Origin of the sequence: Pseudofulvimonas gallinarii, assembly GCF_004343305.1 — a bacterium.
Lineage (GTDB): Bacteria > Pseudomonadota > Gammaproteobacteria > Xanthomonadales > UBA2363 > Pseudofulvimonas > Pseudofulvimonas gallinarii.
In genome coordinates this window covers 175300-193345 of sequence record NZ_SMAF01000001.1, presented here as the reverse complement: position 1 = coordinate 193345, position 18046 = coordinate 175300, and the positions used below count along the sequence as shown (strand labels likewise).

General features: G+C 67.2%; 17 protein-coding genes and 5 tRNA genes. 5 read left to right on the top strand and 17 right to left on the bottom strand.

All coding sequences use genetic code 11. The annotated features are described in order from the left end of the window. Window positions 1-40 precede the first annotated feature (40 nt). Together fghA and trxA are read right to left on the bottom strand one after the other, a co-directional pair. Window positions 41-886: an S-formylglutathione hydrolase gene (fghA, locus tag EDC25_RS00975; protein WP_123521760.1), complete on the bottom strand. Its 846-nt coding sequence runs from the start codon at window positions 884-886 to the stop codon at window positions 41-43. 8 nt (window positions 887-894) lie between these two features. After that, complete coding sequence (gene trxA, locus EDC25_RS00970) at window positions 895-1746, bottom strand: thioredoxin (protein WP_123521761.1); 852 nt, start codon at window positions 1744-1746, stop codon at window positions 895-897. A 472-nt stretch (window positions 1747-2218) separates the two neighbouring features. On the opposite strand from trxA, the gene EDC25_RS00965 reads away from it, so the two are divergent. Beyond that, complete coding sequence (locus EDC25_RS00965; protein ID WP_132577161.1) at window positions 2219-2503, top strand: hypothetical protein; 285 nt, start codon at window positions 2219-2221, stop codon at window positions 2501-2503. A gap of 234 nt (window positions 2504-2737) precedes the next feature. Here EDC25_RS00965 and EDC25_RS00955 read toward each other — a convergent pair whose 3' ends face one another. Beyond that, the gene (locus EDC25_RS00955) at window positions 2738-2995 is read right to left on the bottom strand and encodes a SemiSWEET transporter (protein WP_123521763.1); all 258 of its coding nucleotides are present in this window, start codon (window positions 2993-2995) and stop codon (window positions 2738-2740) included. A 110-nt stretch (window positions 2996-3105) separates the two neighbouring features. On the opposite strand from EDC25_RS00955, the gene hutG reads away from it, so the two are divergent. The 3 genes from hutG (at window position 3106) to EDC25_RS00940 (ending at window position 5364) form a co-directional block, all read left to right on the top strand. Beyond that, complete coding sequence (hutG, locus tag EDC25_RS00950) at window positions 3106-3882, top strand: N-formylglutamate deformylase (RefSeq protein WP_123521764.1); 777 nt, start codon at window positions 3106-3108, stop codon at window positions 3880-3882. Window positions 3883-4058: 176 nt separating this feature from the next. Beyond that, on the top strand, window positions 4059-4382 hold the full coding sequence (gene sugE / locus EDC25_RS00945) for a quaternary ammonium compound efflux SMR transporter SugE (RefSeq protein WP_123521765.1): 324 nt from the start codon (window positions 4059-4061) through the stop codon (window positions 4380-4382). A 64-nt stretch (window positions 4383-4446) separates the two neighbouring features. Then, window positions 4447-5364 (top strand): peptidylprolyl isomerase, encoded by a 918-nt coding sequence (locus EDC25_RS00940; RefSeq protein WP_205984937.1) that lies wholly within the window; start codon window positions 4447-4449, stop codon window positions 5362-5364. A gap of 15 nt (window positions 5365-5379) precedes the next feature. On the opposite strand, the gene EDC25_RS00935 is transcribed toward EDC25_RS00940, so the two are convergent. The 13 genes from EDC25_RS00935 to amaB form a co-directional block, all read right to left on the bottom strand. Then, window positions 5380-5826 carry a CoA-binding protein gene (locus EDC25_RS00935; RefSeq protein WP_123521767.1) on the bottom strand — a complete coding sequence of 149 codons (447 nt, stop codon included), beginning with the start codon at window positions 5824-5826 and terminating at the stop codon, window positions 5380-5382. Between the two features lie 7 nt (window positions 5827-5833). Beyond that, entirely contained in the window at window positions 5834-6466 is a 633-nt protein-coding gene (clpP, locus tag EDC25_RS00930) for an ATP-dependent Clp endopeptidase proteolytic subunit ClpP (RefSeq protein ID WP_123521768.1), read from the bottom strand. Between the two features lie 155 nt (window positions 6467-6621). Next, window positions 6622-7941, bottom strand: coding sequence for a trigger factor (gene tig / locus EDC25_RS00925; RefSeq protein WP_123521769.1), 1320 nt, complete (start codon window positions 7939-7941; stop codon window positions 6622-6624). 74 nt (window positions 7942-8015) lie between these two features. Then, a tRNA-Leu gene (locus EDC25_RS00920) sits at window positions 8016-8100 on the bottom strand. Between the two features lie 44 nt (window positions 8101-8144). Next, window positions 8145-8219: transfer RNA gene (locus EDC25_RS00915), tRNA-Lys, on the bottom strand. Window positions 8220-8361: 142 nt separating this feature from the next. Next, window positions 8362-8438, bottom strand: a tRNA-His gene (locus EDC25_RS00910). A 58-nt stretch (window positions 8439-8496) separates the two neighbouring features. Next, a tRNA-Arg gene (locus tag EDC25_RS00905) sits at window positions 8497-8573 on the bottom strand. A gap of 86 nt (window positions 8574-8659) precedes the next feature. Further along, window positions 8660-8736 (bottom strand) — tRNA-Pro (locus tag EDC25_RS00900). Window positions 8737-8891: 155 nt separating this feature from the next. After that, window positions 8892-10262, bottom strand: coding sequence for a DUF1501 domain-containing protein (locus EDC25_RS00895; RefSeq protein ID WP_123521770.1), 1371 nt, complete (start codon window positions 10260-10262; stop codon window positions 8892-8894). 10 nt (window positions 10263-10272) lie between these two features. Next, complete coding sequence (locus EDC25_RS00890) at window positions 10273-12066, bottom strand: DUF1800 domain-containing protein (RefSeq protein WP_123521771.1); 1794 nt, start codon at window positions 12064-12066, stop codon at window positions 10273-10275. Between the two features lie 177 nt (window positions 12067-12243). Continuing rightward, window positions 12244-13275: a UDP-N-acetylmuramate dehydrogenase gene (gene murB / locus EDC25_RS00885; RefSeq protein ID WP_123521772.1), complete on the bottom strand. Its 1032-nt coding sequence runs from the start codon at window positions 13273-13275 to the stop codon at window positions 12244-12246. A gap of 84 nt (window positions 13276-13359) precedes the next feature. Further along, window positions 13360-14388 carry a quinone-dependent dihydroorotate dehydrogenase gene (locus tag EDC25_RS00880; protein ID WP_276312283.1) on the bottom strand — a complete coding sequence of 343 codons (1029 nt, stop codon included), beginning with the start codon at window positions 14386-14388 and terminating at the stop codon, window positions 13360-13362. A gap of 59 nt (window positions 14389-14447) precedes the next feature. Continuing rightward, window positions 14448-15974 (bottom strand): L-piperidine-6-carboxylate dehydrogenase, encoded by a 1527-nt coding sequence (amaB, locus tag EDC25_RS00875; protein WP_123521773.1) that lies wholly within the window; start codon window positions 15972-15974, stop codon window positions 14448-14450. 249 nt (window positions 15975-16223) lie between these two features. On the opposite strand from amaB, the gene EDC25_RS00870 reads away from it, so the two are divergent. After that, the gene (locus EDC25_RS00870; protein ID WP_123521774.1) at window positions 16224-16871 is read left to right on the top strand and encodes an exopolysaccharide biosynthesis protein; all 648 of its coding nucleotides are present in this window, start codon (window positions 16224-16226) and stop codon (window positions 16869-16871) included. A 110-nt stretch (window positions 16872-16981) separates the two neighbouring features. On the opposite strand, the gene EDC25_RS00865 is transcribed toward EDC25_RS00870, so the two are convergent. Then, window positions 16982-17908: a M14 family metallopeptidase gene (locus tag EDC25_RS00865; RefSeq protein WP_123521775.1), complete on the bottom strand. Its 927-nt coding sequence runs from the start codon at window positions 17906-17908 to the stop codon at window positions 16982-16984. Between the last annotated feature and the right edge of the window lie 138 nt (window positions 17909-18046).

Here is an 18046-nt window from a genome sequence, read left to right as displayed (position 1 = left end):
CAGGCCGTGAAGCCCCCGGAATGCGGGAGGGGATGCCGGGTCAACCCTCCAGCGCGCGGGCGTGGTGGCGCAGGTGGTCGTCGATGAAGGTCTGGATGAACCAGTAGCTGTGGTCGTATCCGGCCTGCATGCGCAAGCGCAGCGCCTGGCGGGCGTCCCTGCAGGCCGAGGCGAAGCGTTCCGGCTGCAACTGCGCCTCGAGGAAGCGGTCGGCTTCGCCCTGGTCGATGAGGATCTCGCCATCGAAGCGATGGCCGTCCTCGACCAGGGCCGTCGCGTCCCAGCCCCGCCAGGTCGTCTCGTCCTCGCCGAGGTAGCGCGGAAACGCCTTCCGGCCCCAGGGGACCTGCGCAGGTGAGACGATCGGTGCGAAGGCCGAGACCGAGCGGTAGCGGCCGGGATGGCGCAGGGCGAGGGTCAGTGCGCCATGGCCGCCCATTGAATGCCCGAAGATGCCGCGGCGCGACGGATCGACCGGGAAGTGCGCTTCGACCAGGGCAGGCAGTTCCTCCGCGACATAGCGGTGCATGTTGAAACGGGTCGACCACGGCGCCTGCGTGGCATCGACATAGAAGCCGGCGCCTTCGCCGAACTCCCAGTCGCCCGTGGCCCCGTCCAGGCCGGTGTCGCGTGGGCTGGTGTCGGGCGCGACGAGGACCAGGCCGAGTTCGGCGGCCAGGCGCTGCGCGCCGGCCTTGATGATGAACGTTTCCTCGGTGCAGGTCAGGCCGGCCAGGAAGTAGAGGGCGGGATATTTCCCGTCGCCCGCCGCCGGCGGCACGAAGACGGAGAACCGCATGTTTCCGCCGGTGGCGTCGGACGCATGCTGGTAAATGCCCTGGGTGCCGCCGTGGCAGCGTTGTTCGGAAACGATTTCGATGCTCATGGGTTCGCTCAGAAAAGCAGGCTGGACATGCGGCGGCGGACCTGTGCGACCAGGTCGGCGTCGTCGACGAGGCTGAACGCCTGCACCAGCGACTTGCGGCCGAGGTCGTCGCCGAACTTGCGGTCGCGTCGCATCAATTCCAGGAAGCTTTCCAGCGCCGTCGGCGCATCGCCGTCGAGAAGCAGGCGGACGCCGAGCAGGTGGCGCGCAGGGTGGTCGTCCGGATCACGCAGCAGCCGTGCGTCGAGCTCCGCGATCGACGGCGCGCCTTGGGCGACCTGCACGAACGCCAGCTGGTTGGCCAGGCGGCGGCCGCGGTCCGATTCGGCTTCGGCGGCGGGCAACTCGCCCAGGCGGGTGCGTGCTTCGTCGATTTCCTGCTTGCGCAGCAGCGCTTCGACCAGATCCAGTTTCAGTTCCGCGGTGTCAGGTGATTCAGCCAGTGCGCGGCGCGCCTCGGCGAGCGCGGTATCCGCATCGACGGCGGTCGGTGCCGCTGCGACGGCGGGCGCTTCCACTTCCGGCAGCGCGCCGAGATGGGGTTCCAGCCATTGCCGGACCACCCCTTCCGGCTGCGCGCCCATGAAGTGGTCGACCGGCTGCCCGTCCTTCATCAGCACCACCGTCGGCAGGCTGCGGATGCCGAACAAGCCGGCCAGCTGCGGTTCCTCGTCAGTATTGATCTTGGTCACCTTCAGGCGACCGGCAAACTCTTCGGCGAGCTTGTCGAGGATCGGGCCGAGCGAGCGGCAGGGCGCGCACCAGGGCGCCCAGAAATCCACCAGGACCGGCAGGTCCATGGAGGCGTGGATGACTTCGGCTTCGAAGTCGGCGGTGGTCACAGCGATGGCCTGGGACATGGGGAGGTCATCCGGTCGGGAGAATGGACCTGACATGGTGCCAGACCCCGCGTTTCGCAAGCGTTGTCAAACAGTTTTTACATCAGTCGCGGCCACATGTAACGTGAGCCATAGATCAAGTCGATTGCGGATGGCCCTGTGGGGCCCATGATTCGGCGGGTGCTGGCCGTCGCGGCCGCGGCGATCCTGGTGGTCCGGCTGGGGTGGGTCTTGCTGGGCCCGGCATCTTCGGATCCGATTCGCGAGATGTCGGCATCGCCATCGTGCTGGCCACCATGTGCCTGTCGCTCTGGTGGATATCCACGCTGTCGGCCGATCGCTGGAAGTGCCCGCCTCGCCGGTGGAGTGGAATGCACGGATCGGACTGCTGTGCCTAGCCCAGGCGATGGCCTGCGTCGCGGCCGGGCTGCGCTGTTCGCCTTGCCCGGCCCGGTCACCGACTTCCCGGATGCGCCGGGCTGGACCCAACGTCGTGACGATGGCGATCGCGTGGCCGGTATTCTCCGGTATGCCGGGCACGCGCTGGCGAGGGCGTGTCGAGGTCGACGGGCGCGCTCGCCGGATCCCCGCGGGCACCTCCAGCGCAGGCCGCTGGACCTTGGCCGAACGTCAGGCCGCGCTGGCGGTGACGCCGCCCGAACGCCTGGCGTCGGCGACGCCGGCCTTGCTGGCGCCGCTGCTGATACGTCCGCGGGTGGTGTCGCAGCGGGTCGAGTTCGCGGTGCAGGTGCGCTGTAACCGGGGCAAACGGCACTGACATGGCGGGCACGTTCCTCGGCATTCACCCCCGCCCCTGCGATTGGAGCGCGGCGAGATGACCCAGGAATCGCCGGCGCCGCGCTGCGGCGTGATGCGCCAGACGATCATCGCGCTGGAAGGCGGGCGCCATGCGCCGTCTCTGTAGCGGGATTTCCGGATTTGCGAAGCCCTGGAGGTGCCGCTGACCGGAGTGTTCTTCCGGGCGGCGTCCGATGATGCGCCGGCGTCGTGATCAGCCGTGGCGGATTTTCAGTACCAGGATCATCGCCGCCAGCGTCAACGTGACGATGTTGGACAAGATCATCGGCCAGGAGCCCAGAAGCAGGCCGTAGGCCAGCCAGCAGCCGACGCCTACGGTGAAGGCGGCATACATGGACAGCGACAGGGCGCGTGTATCGCGACTGCGCCAGGTCTTGATCGCCTGCGGAACGAAGGACAGCGTGGTCAGCGTGGCGGCGGCGAAGCCGACGAGTTCAACGGCAAGGCTCATCGAAGTAATCCGGACCGGCGGGGGGGCGATCGCCTGGATCCAGGCGGCGGCGCGAGCGGTCATTCTAGGCTGGCTGCCAAACCCTGCGGACGCGTCGTACACTGCCGGACGTGGAAATCTTTCAACTGCACCGCGGCGACGCGCCGCTCCTGGTCAGCCTGCCGCACGACGGCAGCGAAATTCCCGCCGGACTCGCAGAACGCATGACGCCCTCGGCCCGGCGTGCGCCGGATACCGACTGGCATGTCAGCAGGCTCTATGCCTTCGCCCGCGAGCTCGGCGCCTCGATGATCGTGCCGCGCTGGTCGCGTTACGTGGTCGATCTGAACCGGCCGCCGGATGATCGCTCGCTGTATCCGGGCCAGAACACGACCGGGCTGTGCCCGACCGTGCAGTTCAGCGGTGAGCCCGTGTATCTGCCCGGCGCCGAACCCGATGCCACGGAGATCGCGGAGCGCGTCGAGACCTGGTGGCATCCGTATCACGAGGCGCTGGCCTGCGAACTCGAACGACTGCGTGCGCTGCACGGGCGCGTGGTGTTGTGGGAAGGCCATTCCATCCGTGGCTTCCTCCCTTTCCTGTTCGAAGGCGAGCTGCCCGCCTTCAACCTCGGCACGGCCGATGGCGGCAGCTGTTCGCCGGATCTTGCGCGCCGGCTGGGCGCCGTCCTCGCCGCCCAGGATGGCTACACCCATGTCGTCAACGGCCGTTTCAAGGGTGGGTACATCACCCGGCACTACGGCCGTCCGGACGAAGGCGTGCACGCCGTGCAGCTGGAACTGGCGCAGCGCACCTACATGGACGAGGGTACCTTCGCCTGGGATGAAGGTCGCGCCGATATGGTGACGCCGGTGCTCAAGGCACTGCTGCGGGTGTGCCTGGACTGACCGCGCGGCATGCCCGCCAGCGCATGAATGGAAGTGACGGCGGCGCTTGAGCCTGTGCCGGTCCATGGCTAGCCTGTGTGGGCGTCGGGACGACCCGACGCCGGCGCATCGTGCAAGGCGGTGACCGCTTCATCCAGGGGACGGCCCCGACCCGATCAGGACATGGGGAGCCGGACATGGCATGGATCTACCTGTTCGCGGCAGGGCTGCTGGAAGTCGCCTGGGCCGTCGGCCTGAAATTCTCCGAAGGTTTCAGCAGGCCTGTCGCCAGCATGGTCACGGTGACCTGCATGATCTTCAGCTTCTGGTTGCTGGCGCTGGCCATGCGCGTGCTGCCGCTGGGCACTGCATACGCGGTCTGGACCGGCATCGGCGCGGTCGGTGCCTTCGTGGTCGGCATCATCGTGTTCGGCGAGTCGGCCAGTGCGCTGCGCATCGCCAGCATCGTGCTCATCGTCGCCGGGCTCGTCGGGCTGAAACTGGCGACACCGGCTTCGTGATCCTGCCCACGATGCCGCGCTAAGCTGCGGGCCTGGGCAACGGAGGGCTTCGATGAGGCGGGGAATGTTTACAGCGGCGTGCCTGGGTTTGGCGCTGGTCTCGACGGCCTTCGGCCGATCCGAAGGCGGCGCGCGACCATTGACCATGGCCGACGTGCTGGGGGCGACCACGGCGTCGGACTGGCGCACGCCGGAGCTGGCGGATCTGCTTTACCTGGACCTGGAAGCCGGACGCGTCGTGATCGAGCTGGCACCGGCCTTCGCGCCGGCGCATGTCGCCAACATCCGCAAGCTGGCGCGCCAGAAATACTGGGACGGCCTGGCGATCGTGCGCGTGCAGGAGAACTACGTCGTGCAATGGGGCGATCCCGAATCCGGAAATGCCGACCGCGCACGTGAACTCGGCGCGGCGGAACGGCAGTTGCCAGCGGAGTTCACGGTGGCTGCGTCCGCGGTTGCATTCACCCGCCTGCCGGATGGCGATGTCTATGCACCGCAGGTGGGCTGGTCGAACGGATTCCCGGTGGCGCGTGAAAGTGCGGCCGACGGCGACCAGGCCTGGCTGGCGCACTGCTATGCCGCCGTCGGCGCCGGGCGCGAGAACGCGGCGGATTCCAGCAATGGCAGCGAGCTGTACGTGGTGACCGGCCACAGCCCGCGGCATCTGGACCGCAACATCACGCTGGTTGGCCGGGTGCTGACGGGCATGGAAGTGCTCGGTGGCCTTCCACGCGGTCGCGGGCCGATGGGATTCTTCGAGGATGCGGCGCAGCGCATCGCAATACGTTCGATCCGGCTGGGCAGCGATGTGCCGGAGGCGGAACGCGTTCCGCTGCAGGTGATGCGGACGGACACGCCGGCCTTCGAGCGGCTGGTCGAATCGCGTCGCAACCGGCGCGAGGAATGGTTCGTGCACCCGGTCGGAAAGGTCGAGCTCTGCAACGTGCCGGTGCCGGTCAGGCAGCCGCCGCCGGAGGATTGAGTTCCCAGGTGGCGATCAGCGGGTGCGCAGGCGCCGGTGCTCGACCATGAGGCAGCGATCCTGCACCACGTCGATCCCGGAGGCAACCAGGGCGGCGGCGAATGCGTCGTCGCGGATGCCGCTCTGCAGCCAGACGGCGCGGGGGGCGAGGGCGATCAGGTCATCCAGATGCGCCGGCAGGTCGGACGGACGCCGAAAGACGTTGACCAGGTCCACCGGGCCTTCGATGGCACGCAACGAGCGCACGACCGGCCGGCCGAGGATCTCGCGCACCTCCGGGTAATAGACCGGCACGGGAACCATGTCGAAGCCGGCGTCGGCCATGTAAGCCGGCACGTAGAACGCCGGCTGGTCGTGCTGGGCTTCGGTCTTGATGCCCAGCACGGCAATGCGCCGGGTGCCGTCGAGCAGCGCCTTCAGTGCTGCGTCGTCCTCGATCAGGCGACCCGGTGAAGTGGACATCCCTGTATCAGCTCGCGGCGACGTCGGCGCGGCGCTCCAGCACCTCGTCGATAAGGCCGTACTTCTTCGCCACGTCCGCAGCCATGAAGTTGTCGCGCTCGGTGTCGCGGGCGATGGTTTCCACGTCCTGGCCGGTGTGCTTGGCAAGGATGCGGTTCAGTCGCTCGCGGGTGTCGAGGATTTCCTTGGCGTGGATCGAGATGTCCGTCGCCTGGCCGGAAATGCCCCCCGCCCACGGCTGGTGGATCATGATCCGCGAATGCGGCAGTGAATAGCGCTTGCCCTTGGCACCGGCGGTGAGCAGCAGCGCGCCCATGCTCGCGGCCTGGCCAATGCACATGGTGCTGACGTCCGGCTTCAGGAACTGCATGGTGTCATAGATCGCCAGGCCGGCGCTCACCGAACCGCCGGGCGAGTTGATGTACAGCGAGATGTCCTTGTCCGGATTCTCCGACTCGAGGAACAGCAACTGGGCAACGACCACGTTGGCCATGTAGTCGTCCACCGGACCGACCATGAACACCACGCGTTCCTTCAGCAGGCGCGAGTAGATGTCATAGGCGCGCTCTCCACGCGAGGTCTGTTCGACGACGACCGGAACCAGGTTCAGGTTCTGGGGATTGAAGGACGGTGGGTACATCGGGAGTCTCCGGATTCAGGCCTACAGCATGCCAGATCAGATGGGGGCGCGGGTCGCCGCGCACAAGGCGTTCGGGTTTGCGCCGGGCAGGGTGGTTCCGGAAACGACGACGCGGCCCGTGGGCCGCGTCGTCCTGAACCGCTACCGGCCCGCCGTCAGGCGGTCTGCGGATTCATGACCTCGGTGAACGGAATCTCGCGCACTTCGACCTTGGCCTTTTCCGCCACCCACTCGGCGACCTGGTCTTCCATGACGCGCTGCTGCAGGCCGCCCATGAGCTGCTGGTTGCTGTAGTACAGCTGGATGACCTCTTCCGGGTCCTCGTAGGTCGAGGCGATCGTCGCCAGCGCTTCGCGCAGGCGGGACTCTTCCAGGCGGATGTCGTTCTGCTGCGCGATCGCACCGATGAGGACGGCGGCACGGACGCGGCGCAGCGCCGTTTCCTCGAACGCTTCCACGGCCGGCACCGGCGGCAGCTGGCGGCCGGCCTGCTGCGCCTGCGCGAAAGTGCGCTGGGCGTCGGCGTGCAGCGCGGCGGCTTCCATTGACACCATGCCCTTGGGCACTTCGAGATCCGGATAGGCCGCCAGCAGCTTGTCGATGACCGACTGCTTCAGGCGACCGGCGATGGCCGAGTTCAGCTCGCGCTGCAGGTTGGCGCGAACGTCGGAACGGAACTGCTCGACGCTGCCGTCGGCGATGCCGAAGCTCTTGATGAAATCGGCATCGACCTCGGGAACACGCGACTCGTGCACCTTGGTCACCTTGACGGTGACATCAGCGGTCTTGCCGGCCAGTTCCGGGTTGTTACGCCAGTCGGCCGGGAACTCGACCTTGAAAGTCTTCTCGTCGCCGACCTGCAGTCCCGCCAGTTCGGTTTCGAAAGCCGGCAGCATGGCGCCGGAGCCCAGGATCGTGCCGGCGCGCTCGTTGCCCTCGACCGGAAAGCGTGCGTCACCGGCCTGTGCGTGATGCTCGAACAGCACCATGTCGCCATTGCCGGCGCCACGCTCGACCGGATTCCATGTGCGGCGCTGCAGGCGCAGGGTTTCGATCATGCGATCGATGTCGGCGTCTTCGACGTTGGACTGCACGCGTTCAATGCTGAGGCCGCTGACATCGATCGTGGCCAGTTCCGGCAGCACCTCGAATTCGGCGGTATAGGCGAACTGCTCGCCGCCGATGTCGCCGACCGGCGTGATGCGCGGCGACATCGCCGGGCGCAGGTTTTCCTGGCGCAGCGCTTCGCCGAAGCTGTCACGGATCAGCTCACCCAGGGCTTCCTCGCGCACCTGGTTGCCGTAGCGCTTCTGGATCACCGACATCGGCACTTTGCCGGGGCGGAAACCCTTCAGACGCACTTCACGGCTGAGATCCTGCAGGCGGCTGCGGACGACGTCGTCCAGGCGCGAGGAGGGAAGGGTGACGGTGAGCTTGCGCTCGAACGTGCCGGTGTTTTCCAGTGAAATCTGCATGGGTGGTCCTGCAAGGAAATCGTGCGCCGGCCTTCATGGCCTGCGTCACAATGGGGAGTCGACGATCAGCGGTGTGGTGCGAAAGGAGAGACTCGAACTCTCACGGGTTGCCCCACTGGAACCTAAATCCAGCGCGTCTACCAGTTCCGCCACTCTCGCCCGCGCCATCGTTCTGGAACATTGCGCGAGCAATCGGGTTGGGTTGGTGGGCTGTCAGGGACTCGAACCCCGAACCTACTGATTAAGAGTCAGCTGCTCTACCATTGAGCTAACAGCCCGCCGATGACGCGCAGAGGCGGAATTGTGCCGCCTTGTTCCGGGCTTGGCAAGCCTCGGAACCACACTCGATCCAGCGTCTTTGGATGTCCGTGTCGAGATGCCAGAGTGGTCGACAGAAGCGGACGACGCCATCAAACGAGGTGGGGTGGAAGACGGGATTCGAACCCGCGACCCCCGGAATCACAATCCGGTGCTCTAACCGTCTGAGCTACATCCACCGCTGGGGCGCGCATTCTAGTGCACACAGCCGGCGGAATGCCAGTAGTCCGAAGTGGATGGCGCGCCCGGCAGGAATCGAACCTGCAACCACCGGCTTAGAAGGCCGGTGCTCTATCCTGTTGAGCTACGGGCGCGTACGGCCGGGAGAATACAACGACGCAATCGGAAGGGTTCGCGTCGCGCCTGCGGCGACGGATGTGCGCGGAGGCGCGGAAGAAAGTGGTCGGGGCAGAGGGATTCGAACTCTCGACATCCAGCTCCCAAAGCTGGCGCTCTACCAGGCTGAGCTATACCCCGACGATCAGCCGACGCATGGTAAGCAGCGCCGGCGCCAACGTCAATGCGCGCGGCAATGCGCGTGATCCCGCGCGTGCCGCGCTCACGCGCTGGACCGCGCCCGGCCCCTCGTCCGGCAAACGCCATGTCGCGCCGCGGGCCTGCGTCTGCCGGGCTCAGGCCGCTTCGAAGCCGTTGTCGAAAAGGTGGTCGAAGCCGCCCCAGTTCGGGGCCAGTCCAGTGGCATCGCTGAACAGCCCGAGTGGCGTGTAGCTGTTCAGGCCGGGGAAAACGTGTCCGAGATAGGGATTGCCCAGGCGGCGCAGGAGGCATTCGCTGAGGATCTGCCGGTAGTCCGTGGTCACGCCGACATCGGCGCGCTCGAACAGCTGGTTGGTGCCGAGGCCGGGGAACGTGCCGTAGACGCCCCCGTTGACGGTGCCGCCCATGACCAGTGCGACGTTGCCGTAGCCGTGGTCGGTGCCACCGGCGTCGTTCTCGAGCACGCGGCGACCGAACTCGCTCATCACGACCACGCTGACGCGCCCGGCATGATTGCCGGCGCCGCTGCCGTTCAGATCGGTGTAGAACGCGGTGAGTGCGCGCGATAGTGGTTCCACCTGGTTGCCGAAGTAATCGTAGCTCTGCGTCGGATTGCCCTGGCCGTTGTGGGTGTCCCAGCCGCCGACATCCACCGTCGCCACGCGCAGGCCGAGTTCCTGGCGCTTGATCAGGTTGGCCAGCATCTGCAGCTGGTCGCCGAGCGTGCCGCTCGGATATTGTGCGCCGTTGCCGGGTGTATACGTTTCACCAGCGATCGGCCGGATGATCGCCAGCGCATCGTGAGCCTGCTGTCCCTTGCGCTCCAGGATGTCGCTGCCCTGCCAGAGCTGCGGCAGCACTTCCGCGAAGCCGAGTGCGCCCGCCGGCGTGCCCTGCGTGCTGTGGTTCCAGTTCCAGGGGCCGGTATTCAGGCGGAACTGTTGCAGGTTCGCCATGGTGATCGTCTCGGTGCTGGCCAGCAGGCTGGTCGCCGTGATCGCACCGGCGCTCACCGAGGGAATGGAGACATTGGCCGGCAGCCCACCGCTGATCAGGTGGCGGGTCAACCAGCCCTGCGTACCGGCCTGTCCGTTGAGGCCGAATTCCATGAAGGCCTGGGCCTCGAAATGGCTGCGCGTGACCGGCTCGTGCAGCATGCCGACCGCATGCACGACGGCGAGCCGGCTGGCCTGGAAGAGGCCGTGCAGTCCGCTGGCACGCGGATGCAGGCCCCAGCCGCTGCTGCCAAGCGGCAGCGCGGCGTTCGCGCCGGTGGCCGGAATGCGGGTTGCGCTGCGCGCCTGTTCGTATTGCGTGCGGAGCTCGCCGGCGACCGGTGCCACCAGGCTCAGGCCATCAATGCCACCGCGCAAGTACACGAACACCAGTACATCGCTGGTCGCCGCATCGGGATTGCCGAGTGCCACGCGGGTGCGCGCGCCGGCGCCGACGGCGAGGGTCGCCAGCGAGCTGGTGCGCAGGAAATCGCGTCGATTCATGCTCATGTCGCGCTCCTCAGCGGCGGAAGTAGTCGGGCGCGCACAGGATCAGCGCGACCGCGTAGCGCAGGCGTGACTGCGTGTAGAACGCGCTCGGGTTGTTCGCGTTCGCCCAGGCATCCGTGGTGATGTCCAGCGGCGCATCGGCCGCCGCGTTCTGGCGAAGGAAATCGACGAGCTGGGCGCGTCGCGCCGGTTCCGGCTGGAATCCGTACAGGCGCCCGAGCCAGTAATCGATGATGCCGCCCGCCGTCCGCTGGGCGGCATTGGGCAGTGCGGTCATGGTCTGCGCCACGATATCGGCGACCAGCGGCGACTGGTTGTCGCCGCGTACCTGGCGCATGGTCGTGAAGTGCGCCAGCAGCTTCCAGGTCATCGCCAGCGCGCCGGAACTCGACCATGCCTCCTGGCGGTCGGGGTAGCCGTTCGGCGCCGGCCAGTAGAACGGTCCATGCCCGGTCGCGCGCAGGTGCGAGATGAACTCTTCGGTCGTCGTCCAGTTGCTGGTGTTGTCCCACACCGGCGTGTAGTCCGCCTGCAGGCCGCGCAACGCGGCCATGGCGATGGTGAACGGCCGCGCCATCTTCTGGTTGAACGCCGCCTTGAAGGTGCTGGACAGCAGGATGTGCCGGATCACGCGGGCGATCTGGTCGGCCGCCTGCCAGTGCTGTCCGAAGACCTGTGCCGCGCTCTGTACCAGGCTTTCCGGGGGATTGTCGCCAACCAGCCGGCGGCACAGCTTGCGGCATACATGCGTGGCCGTGCCGGGGTGCGCGGCCAGCGTGTTCAGCACGATCTCGCCGTCGTCGTCGCCCTTGTAGCTCTGGATGAAGCGGTTGAGAAACCACTTGCTGTAGTTGTCGTGCCAGCCCGGCCTGAAGGTGAACTGGCCGTCGTTTTCCGCGGGGAACTGCCAGTGTCCATCGCGTATGGTCCAGCCGGTGAAGGCGCGCGTGGCGCTGTAGACATCCTCGTCCACGTACTTCAGTCGCACGTTGACACCGTCATTGGCCTGTCCGCTGGGCAGCGACGGATCATCCGGACGCAGCACGCCGGCATAGTTCTCGGCGCCCAGCGTGTGCAGCTCCACCAGCTCGCGCGCGTAGTTCTCGTTCGGCCCGTCGCGACGGTTCGAACGCAGGTCGAGGAAGTACATCATCGTCGTCGCGCGGGTGACACCGCCGAGCATTGCCCGGAAGTTGCCCAGAGCGTGGGCACGGATGATGTCGCGGTCGTAATGCGGGAACACCGGCCCGCCGTCGTAGTGCCAGCCGAAGGTGCTGAAGTGGTCGTGCCAGAAATCGACCACGACTTCGTAGAGCTGCCGCCGGCTGTAGACGGCGCGCACGACCTTGGCGCATTCGCTTTCGGTGATCGGGCGCATGCGCACGCCATAGTCCGTCGTCACGGCATGGTGTTGCGTCCACAGTTCGCTCAGTGACTTGAACAGCGTCGGATGGCTCGCCGCCGTCAGCCGGGCATCGACCTGGGGATCGTTGATGGCAGCCGGATTGAGCTGCTGGTCCACCCAGGCCTGCCAGCGGGCATCGTCGTTCCCGCCCAGTCCGTTGACCTCGGCCAGCAAGGCGGGCGTGGTGCCGAACGTGGCGCGATTGAGCCAGCGCACCAGCGCCGGCGGCGTCGTGACCGCGGCCGGTTGCAGATCCGGGTCCTGTTCCGCCTCCGCGTACACCGGTGGCTTGCCGGGACGTCGCATCGGCGGCGGCGTAGGGTCGGAAAACAGGCCGGGCAGGACGCCGAGCAGCCGGCGCCGGGCCAGGTCGAGCAGCGCGGAATCAGGTCGGCTCATGGCGGCGCCTCCGGCTGGTCCCTGGATGGTCGGATGGTGCCGGGTGGCAGCCGGGCAGGGTGGCGATGGTCTCGGCCATGGAGGACTCCCCTTGTCGGACGGATGACGATAGCGCAGTGGCGGGCCGCAAATCTGCGAGCAATGCCGCAGATCGACAACACGTCCCGCACCCTCTCGTCAGCGCGCGGCGATGACCCTCGGCTCGGGTTCGAGTCGGACACCGAAGCGCGCTTCCACCGCATTGCGCACCTGCTGCGCGAGCGCCCACAGTTCCCTGCCGCTGGCGCGGCCATGATTCACGACAACAAGGGCGTGCCGCTCGCTGATGCCGGCATCGCCCAGTCGATGGCCTTTCATGCCGGCCTGCTCGATCAGCCAGGCGGCGCTGAGCTTGACCTGGTCGCCGCCGTCCTGCGGCCAGGCGGGCAGGTCCGGGAAGGCATCGCGCAGCTGGGCGTACTGCAACCCGGGCACCACAGGGTTCTTGAAGAAACTTCCGGCATTGCCGATCTGCGCCGGGTCGGGCAGCTTGCGCCGGCGCAGGGCGCAGATGGCATCGAATACCGCCCGTGGATCGGTGCCATCGGTGCCCTGCGCGGCGATTTCCTCGCGGACGCCGGCGTAGGCGGTCACGGTCGGGGCGTCGCGCGGCAGATCGAACTCGACCGCGGCGACCAGCCAGCGCTCCGGCTCGCGCTTGAAGCGCGACTCGCGATAGCCGAAGCCGCACTCTGATGCCGGCAGCCGCACCAGGCGACGTTCGCGGGTGTCATAGGCTTCGACGAAGGCGATGAATCGATCAAGTTCAACGCCGTAGGCGCCGATGTTCTGGACCGGTGCGGCGCCGACGCTGCCCGGAATCAGGGCCAGGTTCTCCAGCCCGCGCATGCCGTTGTCCAGGGTCCACTCGACCAGCCGGTGCCAGTTCTCGGCGGCGCCGACGCGGACACGCGCAAGGCCGTCGTGATCGCCCTGCCAATCGGTGCCTTTCAGGTTCGCCCGCACGACGATGCCGTCGTAGTCCTCGACGAACAGCACGTTGCTGCCTTCGCCCAGCGGCAGCCAGGACAGGCCGATCTCGTCGATCGCCGTGAACAGTTCAGGCAGGTCCTCGATGGCATCGATCTGCGCCATCATCATCGTTTCCACGTCGACGCCGAAGGTGTTGAGGGCGCGCAGCGGTACGCCGACCTGCAGATCCAGAGTCATTCATGTTCCCCCTGTGCCGGTCGGTATGCCGGCTGGAACGTCAGACAAGCTGCCAGCAAAAGCGCTGCTTGTCGATGCCGGCTTTCAAGGGTGACGGGGCGCACGTTTTGCAGCGATCGCCTCGACGCATTCGGCGACCAGCCGGGGTCCGCGATAGACCAGCCCGCTGTAGCACTGCACGAGATCGGCGCCGGCCTGGATCTTCGCCACCGCGTCGCGGCCACTGCAGATGCCGCCGACGCCGATGAGCGTCACCTCCGGACCCATCCGGTCGCGCAGTCCACGCAGCACGCTGGTCGCCGGCTTCATCAGCGGGCGTCCGGACAGGCCACCGGTTTCACTGCCATGGCGATGTCCGGCGACGGCATCGCGCGCGATGGTTGTATTGGTGCAGATCAGGCCGTCGACCCGGGCTTCGAGCATGACCGCCGCCATCCCGTCGAGCGCCGGCTCGTCCAGGTCCGGGGCAATCTTGATCAGCATCGGCACGTAGCGGCCGTGCTGGCCGGAGAGCTGCTCCTGACGCTCGCGCAGGCCGCCGACAAAACGCTTGAGCAGCTCTTCTTCCTGCAAGTCCCGCAGGCCCTGGGTGTTGGGCGAGGATATGTTGACGGTGACGTAGCTGGCCAGGGGAAACACCCGCTCCAGGCAGTGCAGGTAGTCGCCCACCGCGCGCTCGTTCGGCGTGTCCTTGTTGCGGCCGATGTTGATGCCGAGGACACCGCGCCAGCGCGCGCGCTCGACGTTGGCCAGCAGTGCCTCGACGCCGTCGTTGTTGAAGCCCAGGCGATTGATGACGGCCTGGTGTTCGGGCAACCGGAACATGCGCGGCTTCGGATTGCCGGGCTGCGGACGCGGCGTGACCGTACCGACCTCGATGGCGCCGAAGCCGAGCGCGGCCAGCGCGTCGATGCAGGCGCCGTTCTTGTCCAGTCCCGCGGCCAGGCCGACCGGGTTGGCGAATTCCAGGCCCATGGCCCGTGTCGGCAGGGCGGCAACGTTCTGCCGCACCATGCCCAGCTTGTGGCCAAGCGCCAGCAGGCGCAGCGTGGCGTGATGTGCGCGTTCGGCATCCATGCGGAACAGCAGCGGTCGGATCAGGTCGTAGAACACGGCAACGGCCTCGGGAGGAAGGGCCGGACGTCGTGTCCGGCCCCGGCAGCGGAACGCGCTTACAGGTCGAACTTGATGCCCTGCGCCAGCGGCAGCGCGTCGGAGTAGTTGATGGTGTTGGTCTGGCGACGCATGTAGGCGCGCCAGGCATCGGAACCGGATTCGCGGCCACCGCCGGTTTCCTTCTCGCCACCGAAGGCACCACCGATCTCGGCGCCGCTGGTGCCGATGTTGACGTTGGCGATGCCGCAGTCCGAGCCGGCCGCGGACAGGAAGGCTTCGGCCGCCTTGAGGTTCTGCGTGAAGATCGAAGACGACAGGCCCTGCGGCACCGCATTCTGCAGCGCGATCGCCTCGTCCAGCTGGCTGAACTTCATCACGTACAGGATCGGCGCGAAGGTCTCCGTCTGCACGACCTCGGCGTCGTTGGTCAGGCCGGTAATAAGGGTCGGCAGCACGAAGTTGCCGGGGCGATCGATGGCGGCGCCGCCGGTTTCGACGTTGCCGCCCAGCGCCTTCGCCTTCTCGACGGCCGCCAGGTAGGCGGCGACGGCGTCACGGCTGTTCAGCGGGCCCATCAGATTGGCCGGATCGGTCGGATCGCCGATGCGCTTCTCGACCTGCTGATAGGCGGCGACCAGCTTGGCCAGCACGTCCTCGTAGATCGACTCGTGCACGAACAGGCGTCGCGTCGTGGTGCAGCGCTGGCCGGCGGTGCCGACCGCACCGAAGACGATGGCCGGGATGGCCAGCTTCAGGTCGGCGCTCTCATCGACGATGATGGCGTTGTTGCCGCCCAGCTCCAGCAGCGAGCGGCCCATGCGGCGGGCGACACGTTCGCCGACGATGCGGCCGACGCGCGTCGAACCGGTGAAGCTCACCAGCGCCACGCGGTGGTCATCGACGAAGGCCTGCGCCAGGTCGGTGCCGGCGTCGTTGATCAGGAAGAAGATGTCCGGGAAGCCGCCGGCACGCAGCGCCTCATTGCAGATCTTCATCGAGGCGACAGCGGTCAGCGGTGTGCGCGGCGACGGCTTCCACACCGAAATGTCGCCGCAGACGGCGGCGATGAAGCTGTTCCAGGCCCACACGGCGACCGGGAAATTGAAGGCCGAGATGATGCCGACCAGGCCGAGCGGATGCCACTGCTCGTACATGCGGTGGCCGGGACGCTCCGAATGCATGGTCAGGCCGTAGAGCTGGCGCGAAAGGCCGACGGCGAAATCGCCGATGTCGATCATTTCCTGTACTTCGCCGTCACCTTCGGCCTTGGACTTGCCCATTTCAAGGGCAACCAGGGAACCCAGCGCATCCTTGTGCCTGCGCAGCGCCTCGGCGCACAGGCGGATGGCTTCGCCGCGGCGTGGCGCAGGCGTCGTGCGCCACTGCGCAAAGGCGGCCTGGGCCCGGGCCATGACAGTCTCGTAGTCCGCCGTGCTCGTCGCGTGAACGCGGGCGATCAGCTCGTTGCTGGTGGGATTGATGGACTCGATCACGCCGGCGTCGGTGGTGGTGGACCATTCACCGTTGCCGAGATAAGTGCCGGAATTCGTGTCGGCCAGGCCGAGCTGCTTGAGTAGGGTCATGGTCGTTGTGCGTCCAGGATTCAGTGGAATAGGGAGCGGCCGCGACGCTCTGCGTCCCCGCCGAGCCGCCCATTATCGCCCAGAATCGGCACCGGGGCCCGGAGCGGAGGTATCCGGTTCAGGTGTCTGCCTCGCCGTCGACCACGCCCGGACGTGTCGTGGTGAAGGGCCACCTCCTGGCCTTGCCTGCGTCGCGGACCGCTGCAAAGGGGCTGTTACACTGCGCCGCCCTTACTGTCCGCCTTGCCCATGACTGCTGTTGATCGCCTGACCGGCGTCCTGGAAGAGTTCGTCGAAAAGGCACGTCTCGAACGCGTCATGCTGGGAGACATGCTGGCCGCCATCGGCGACGGCGGCTACGGTTTCATCTGCCTGCTGATCTCGCTGCCCTTCCTGATCCCGGTGTCGCTGGGACCGATCTCGACGGCAGCCGGCGCCGCCTTCCTGATCCTGGGCTGGCAGATGATCCGAGGCCGCCAGTCACCCTGGCTGCCGCAGCGCATCGCCGCGCTGACGCTGGGGCCGCGCCAGGTGGAGCTGATGCTGGGTGCCTGCCGACGGGTGTTGCGCTGGTGCCGCAAGATCTCGCGGCCGCGGCTGGAATCCTGGGTCGAGGGCCGGCGGGGGCTGGCATTCGCAGGCTGGCTGATCGTGCTGGGCGGCATCCTGATCGCGGTGCCGCTCCCCGGTCTGCCATTGACCAACACCATTCCCGCACTCTCGATCATCTTCGCCTGCGTCGCACTGCTCGAGCGCGACGGGCTGATGCTGCTGTTCGCCCTGTTCTGGCTGATCGTGACGCTGGTGTACTTCGCAGTGATCGGCTGGATACTGTATTTCGTCGGCATGCAGGCCTTCGAATGGCTTAAGGATTACCTGCCGTCCTGGCTGCTGTGAGTACATTTGGCTCCAGCGCACCGCTGCCGGGGCGAAGGGGCAGCGTGCGAGCGTGACTGCGCGAACGCGCCCCGGTCGACCGCCCGCGCGGCGGCGGGCGTCCGAAGCCGTCACGCCACCGGATGCGCCAGCAGGTAATCCAGTGCCGCCCTGACCGCGGCGACCTGCGCGGCATTGCACTGCGCCGGCGTCGCCCGTGGGCTGTCCGGATACACCTCGGTGGTGGTGGTATAGCGCGCGCCGGTCATGCCGGCGCACAGGCCGAGCGCCTTGAGCGGATAGCGGATGATGCCCGGGGCAACCACCGGTGATCCGATGATTTCGCCATGGGCATCCGCTGGCGCGATATGTGTGACCTCCGCCACCGCTTCGATCACGGCCTGCTGGAATCCAGGCTGCGGGTTCTCGGTGTCGTCCACCAGATAGAAGCCGTCGGGGATCTCGCCGGGCTCGAACGGCTTGCCATCCCGGGCCGCCAGGGCGGGGCGGAACTCCGTCTCGTCGGTGTCCGTCGTTTCATGCAGGTCGATGTGCAGGGCGATGCGCCCCAGGAGGGGTTCGACCAGGCGCATCAACGCCGCCGCTTCACCCGACGGACTGTCGGTGCGGAATGAGCGGTTGGGATCGATCGCGTCCCGGTTCCAGCGATGGATCCGCTCGTAGGCCCACGGACTGACGCAGGGCGCGATCAGCAGGTTGACCCGACCGGCGTAGTCCTGCGCCGCCCCGGCGGCGAAATCCAGTGCGCCCTGCACGCCGCTGGTTTCGTAGCCGTGCACGCCACCGGTCACCAGCGCGACGGGCAGCGCGTCACTCCAGTCGCGTGATCTCAGCGCATACAGGGGGTAGTGGTCCGGCGCATAGTCGAGCCGCCCGTATTCGATCACCTCGAAGCGTCCACGAAGCGCGTCGATGCGGCTTTCGACCTCGTCGGCATAGCGCCGCTTGATCGACTGGGCTGCCAGCCATTGCGCCTTCTCGGCATCGCCCCAGTGTTGGCCGGGTGTACCGATGGGATGGAATCGTTCCTGGGTCATGGCTGCACCACGGTAAAATCGGCAAGGCCGGAACTGTAACAGTGCGCCGTTGCCCGACGGGGCGTCCGACTCGCCGGAATCTGGACGAATCGGAATTTTCGCGCCGGAATACCCGCTTCCTGCTGCAGCCCGTTGCCG

Bases quoted from the DNA above. Each gene is read 5' to 3' on its own strand.
- fghA (WP_123521760.1), bottom strand. From the start codon at position 886: ATGAGCATCGAAATCGTTTCCGAACAACGCTGCCACGGCGGCACCCAG.
- trxA (WP_123521761.1), bottom strand. From the start codon at position 1,746: ATGTCCCAGGCCATCGCTGTGACCACCGCCGACTTCGAAGCCGAAGTC.
- EDC25_RS00955 (WP_123521763.1), bottom strand. From the start codon at position 2,995: ATGAGCCTTGCCGTTGAACTCGTCGGCTTCGCCGCCGCCACGCTGACC.
- sugE (WP_123521765.1), top strand. From the start codon at position 4,059: ATGGCATGGATCTACCTGTTCGCGGCAGGGCTGCTGGAAGTCGCCTGG.
- EDC25_RS00940 (WP_205984937.1), top strand. From the start codon at position 4,447: ATGTTTACAGCGGCGTGCCTGGGTTTGGCGCTGGTCTCGACGGCCTTC.
- EDC25_RS00935 (WP_123521767.1), bottom strand. From the start codon at position 5,826: ATGTCCACTTCACCGGGTCGCCTGATCGAGGACGACGCAGCACTGAAG.
- clpP (WP_123521768.1), bottom strand. From the start codon at position 6,466: ATGTACCCACCGTCCTTCAATCCCCAGAACCTGAACCTGGTTCCGGTC.
- tig (WP_123521769.1), bottom strand. From the start codon at position 7,941: ATGCAGATTTCACTGGAAAACACCGGCACGTTCGAGCGCAAGCTCACC.
- EDC25_RS00895 (WP_123521770.1), bottom strand. From the start codon at position 10,262: ATGAGCATGAATCGACGCGATTTCCTGCGCACCAGCTCGCTGGCGACC.
- EDC25_RS00890 (WP_123521771.1), bottom strand. From the start codon at position 12,066: ATGAGCCGACCTGATTCCGCGCTGCTCGACCTGGCCCGGCGCCGGCTG.
- murB (WP_123521772.1), bottom strand. From the start codon at position 13,275: ATGACTCTGGATCTGCAGGTCGGCGTACCGCTGCGCGCCCTCAACACC.
- amaB (WP_123521773.1), bottom strand. From the start codon at position 15,974: ATGACCCTACTCAAGCAGCTCGGCCTGGCCGACACGAATTCCGGCACT.
- EDC25_RS00870 (WP_123521774.1), top strand. From the start codon at position 16,224: ATGACTGCTGTTGATCGCCTGACCGGCGTCCTGGAAGAGTTCGTCGAA.
- EDC25_RS00865 (WP_123521775.1), bottom strand. From the start codon at position 17,908: ATGACCCAGGAACGATTCCATCCCATCGGTACACCCGGCCAACACTGG.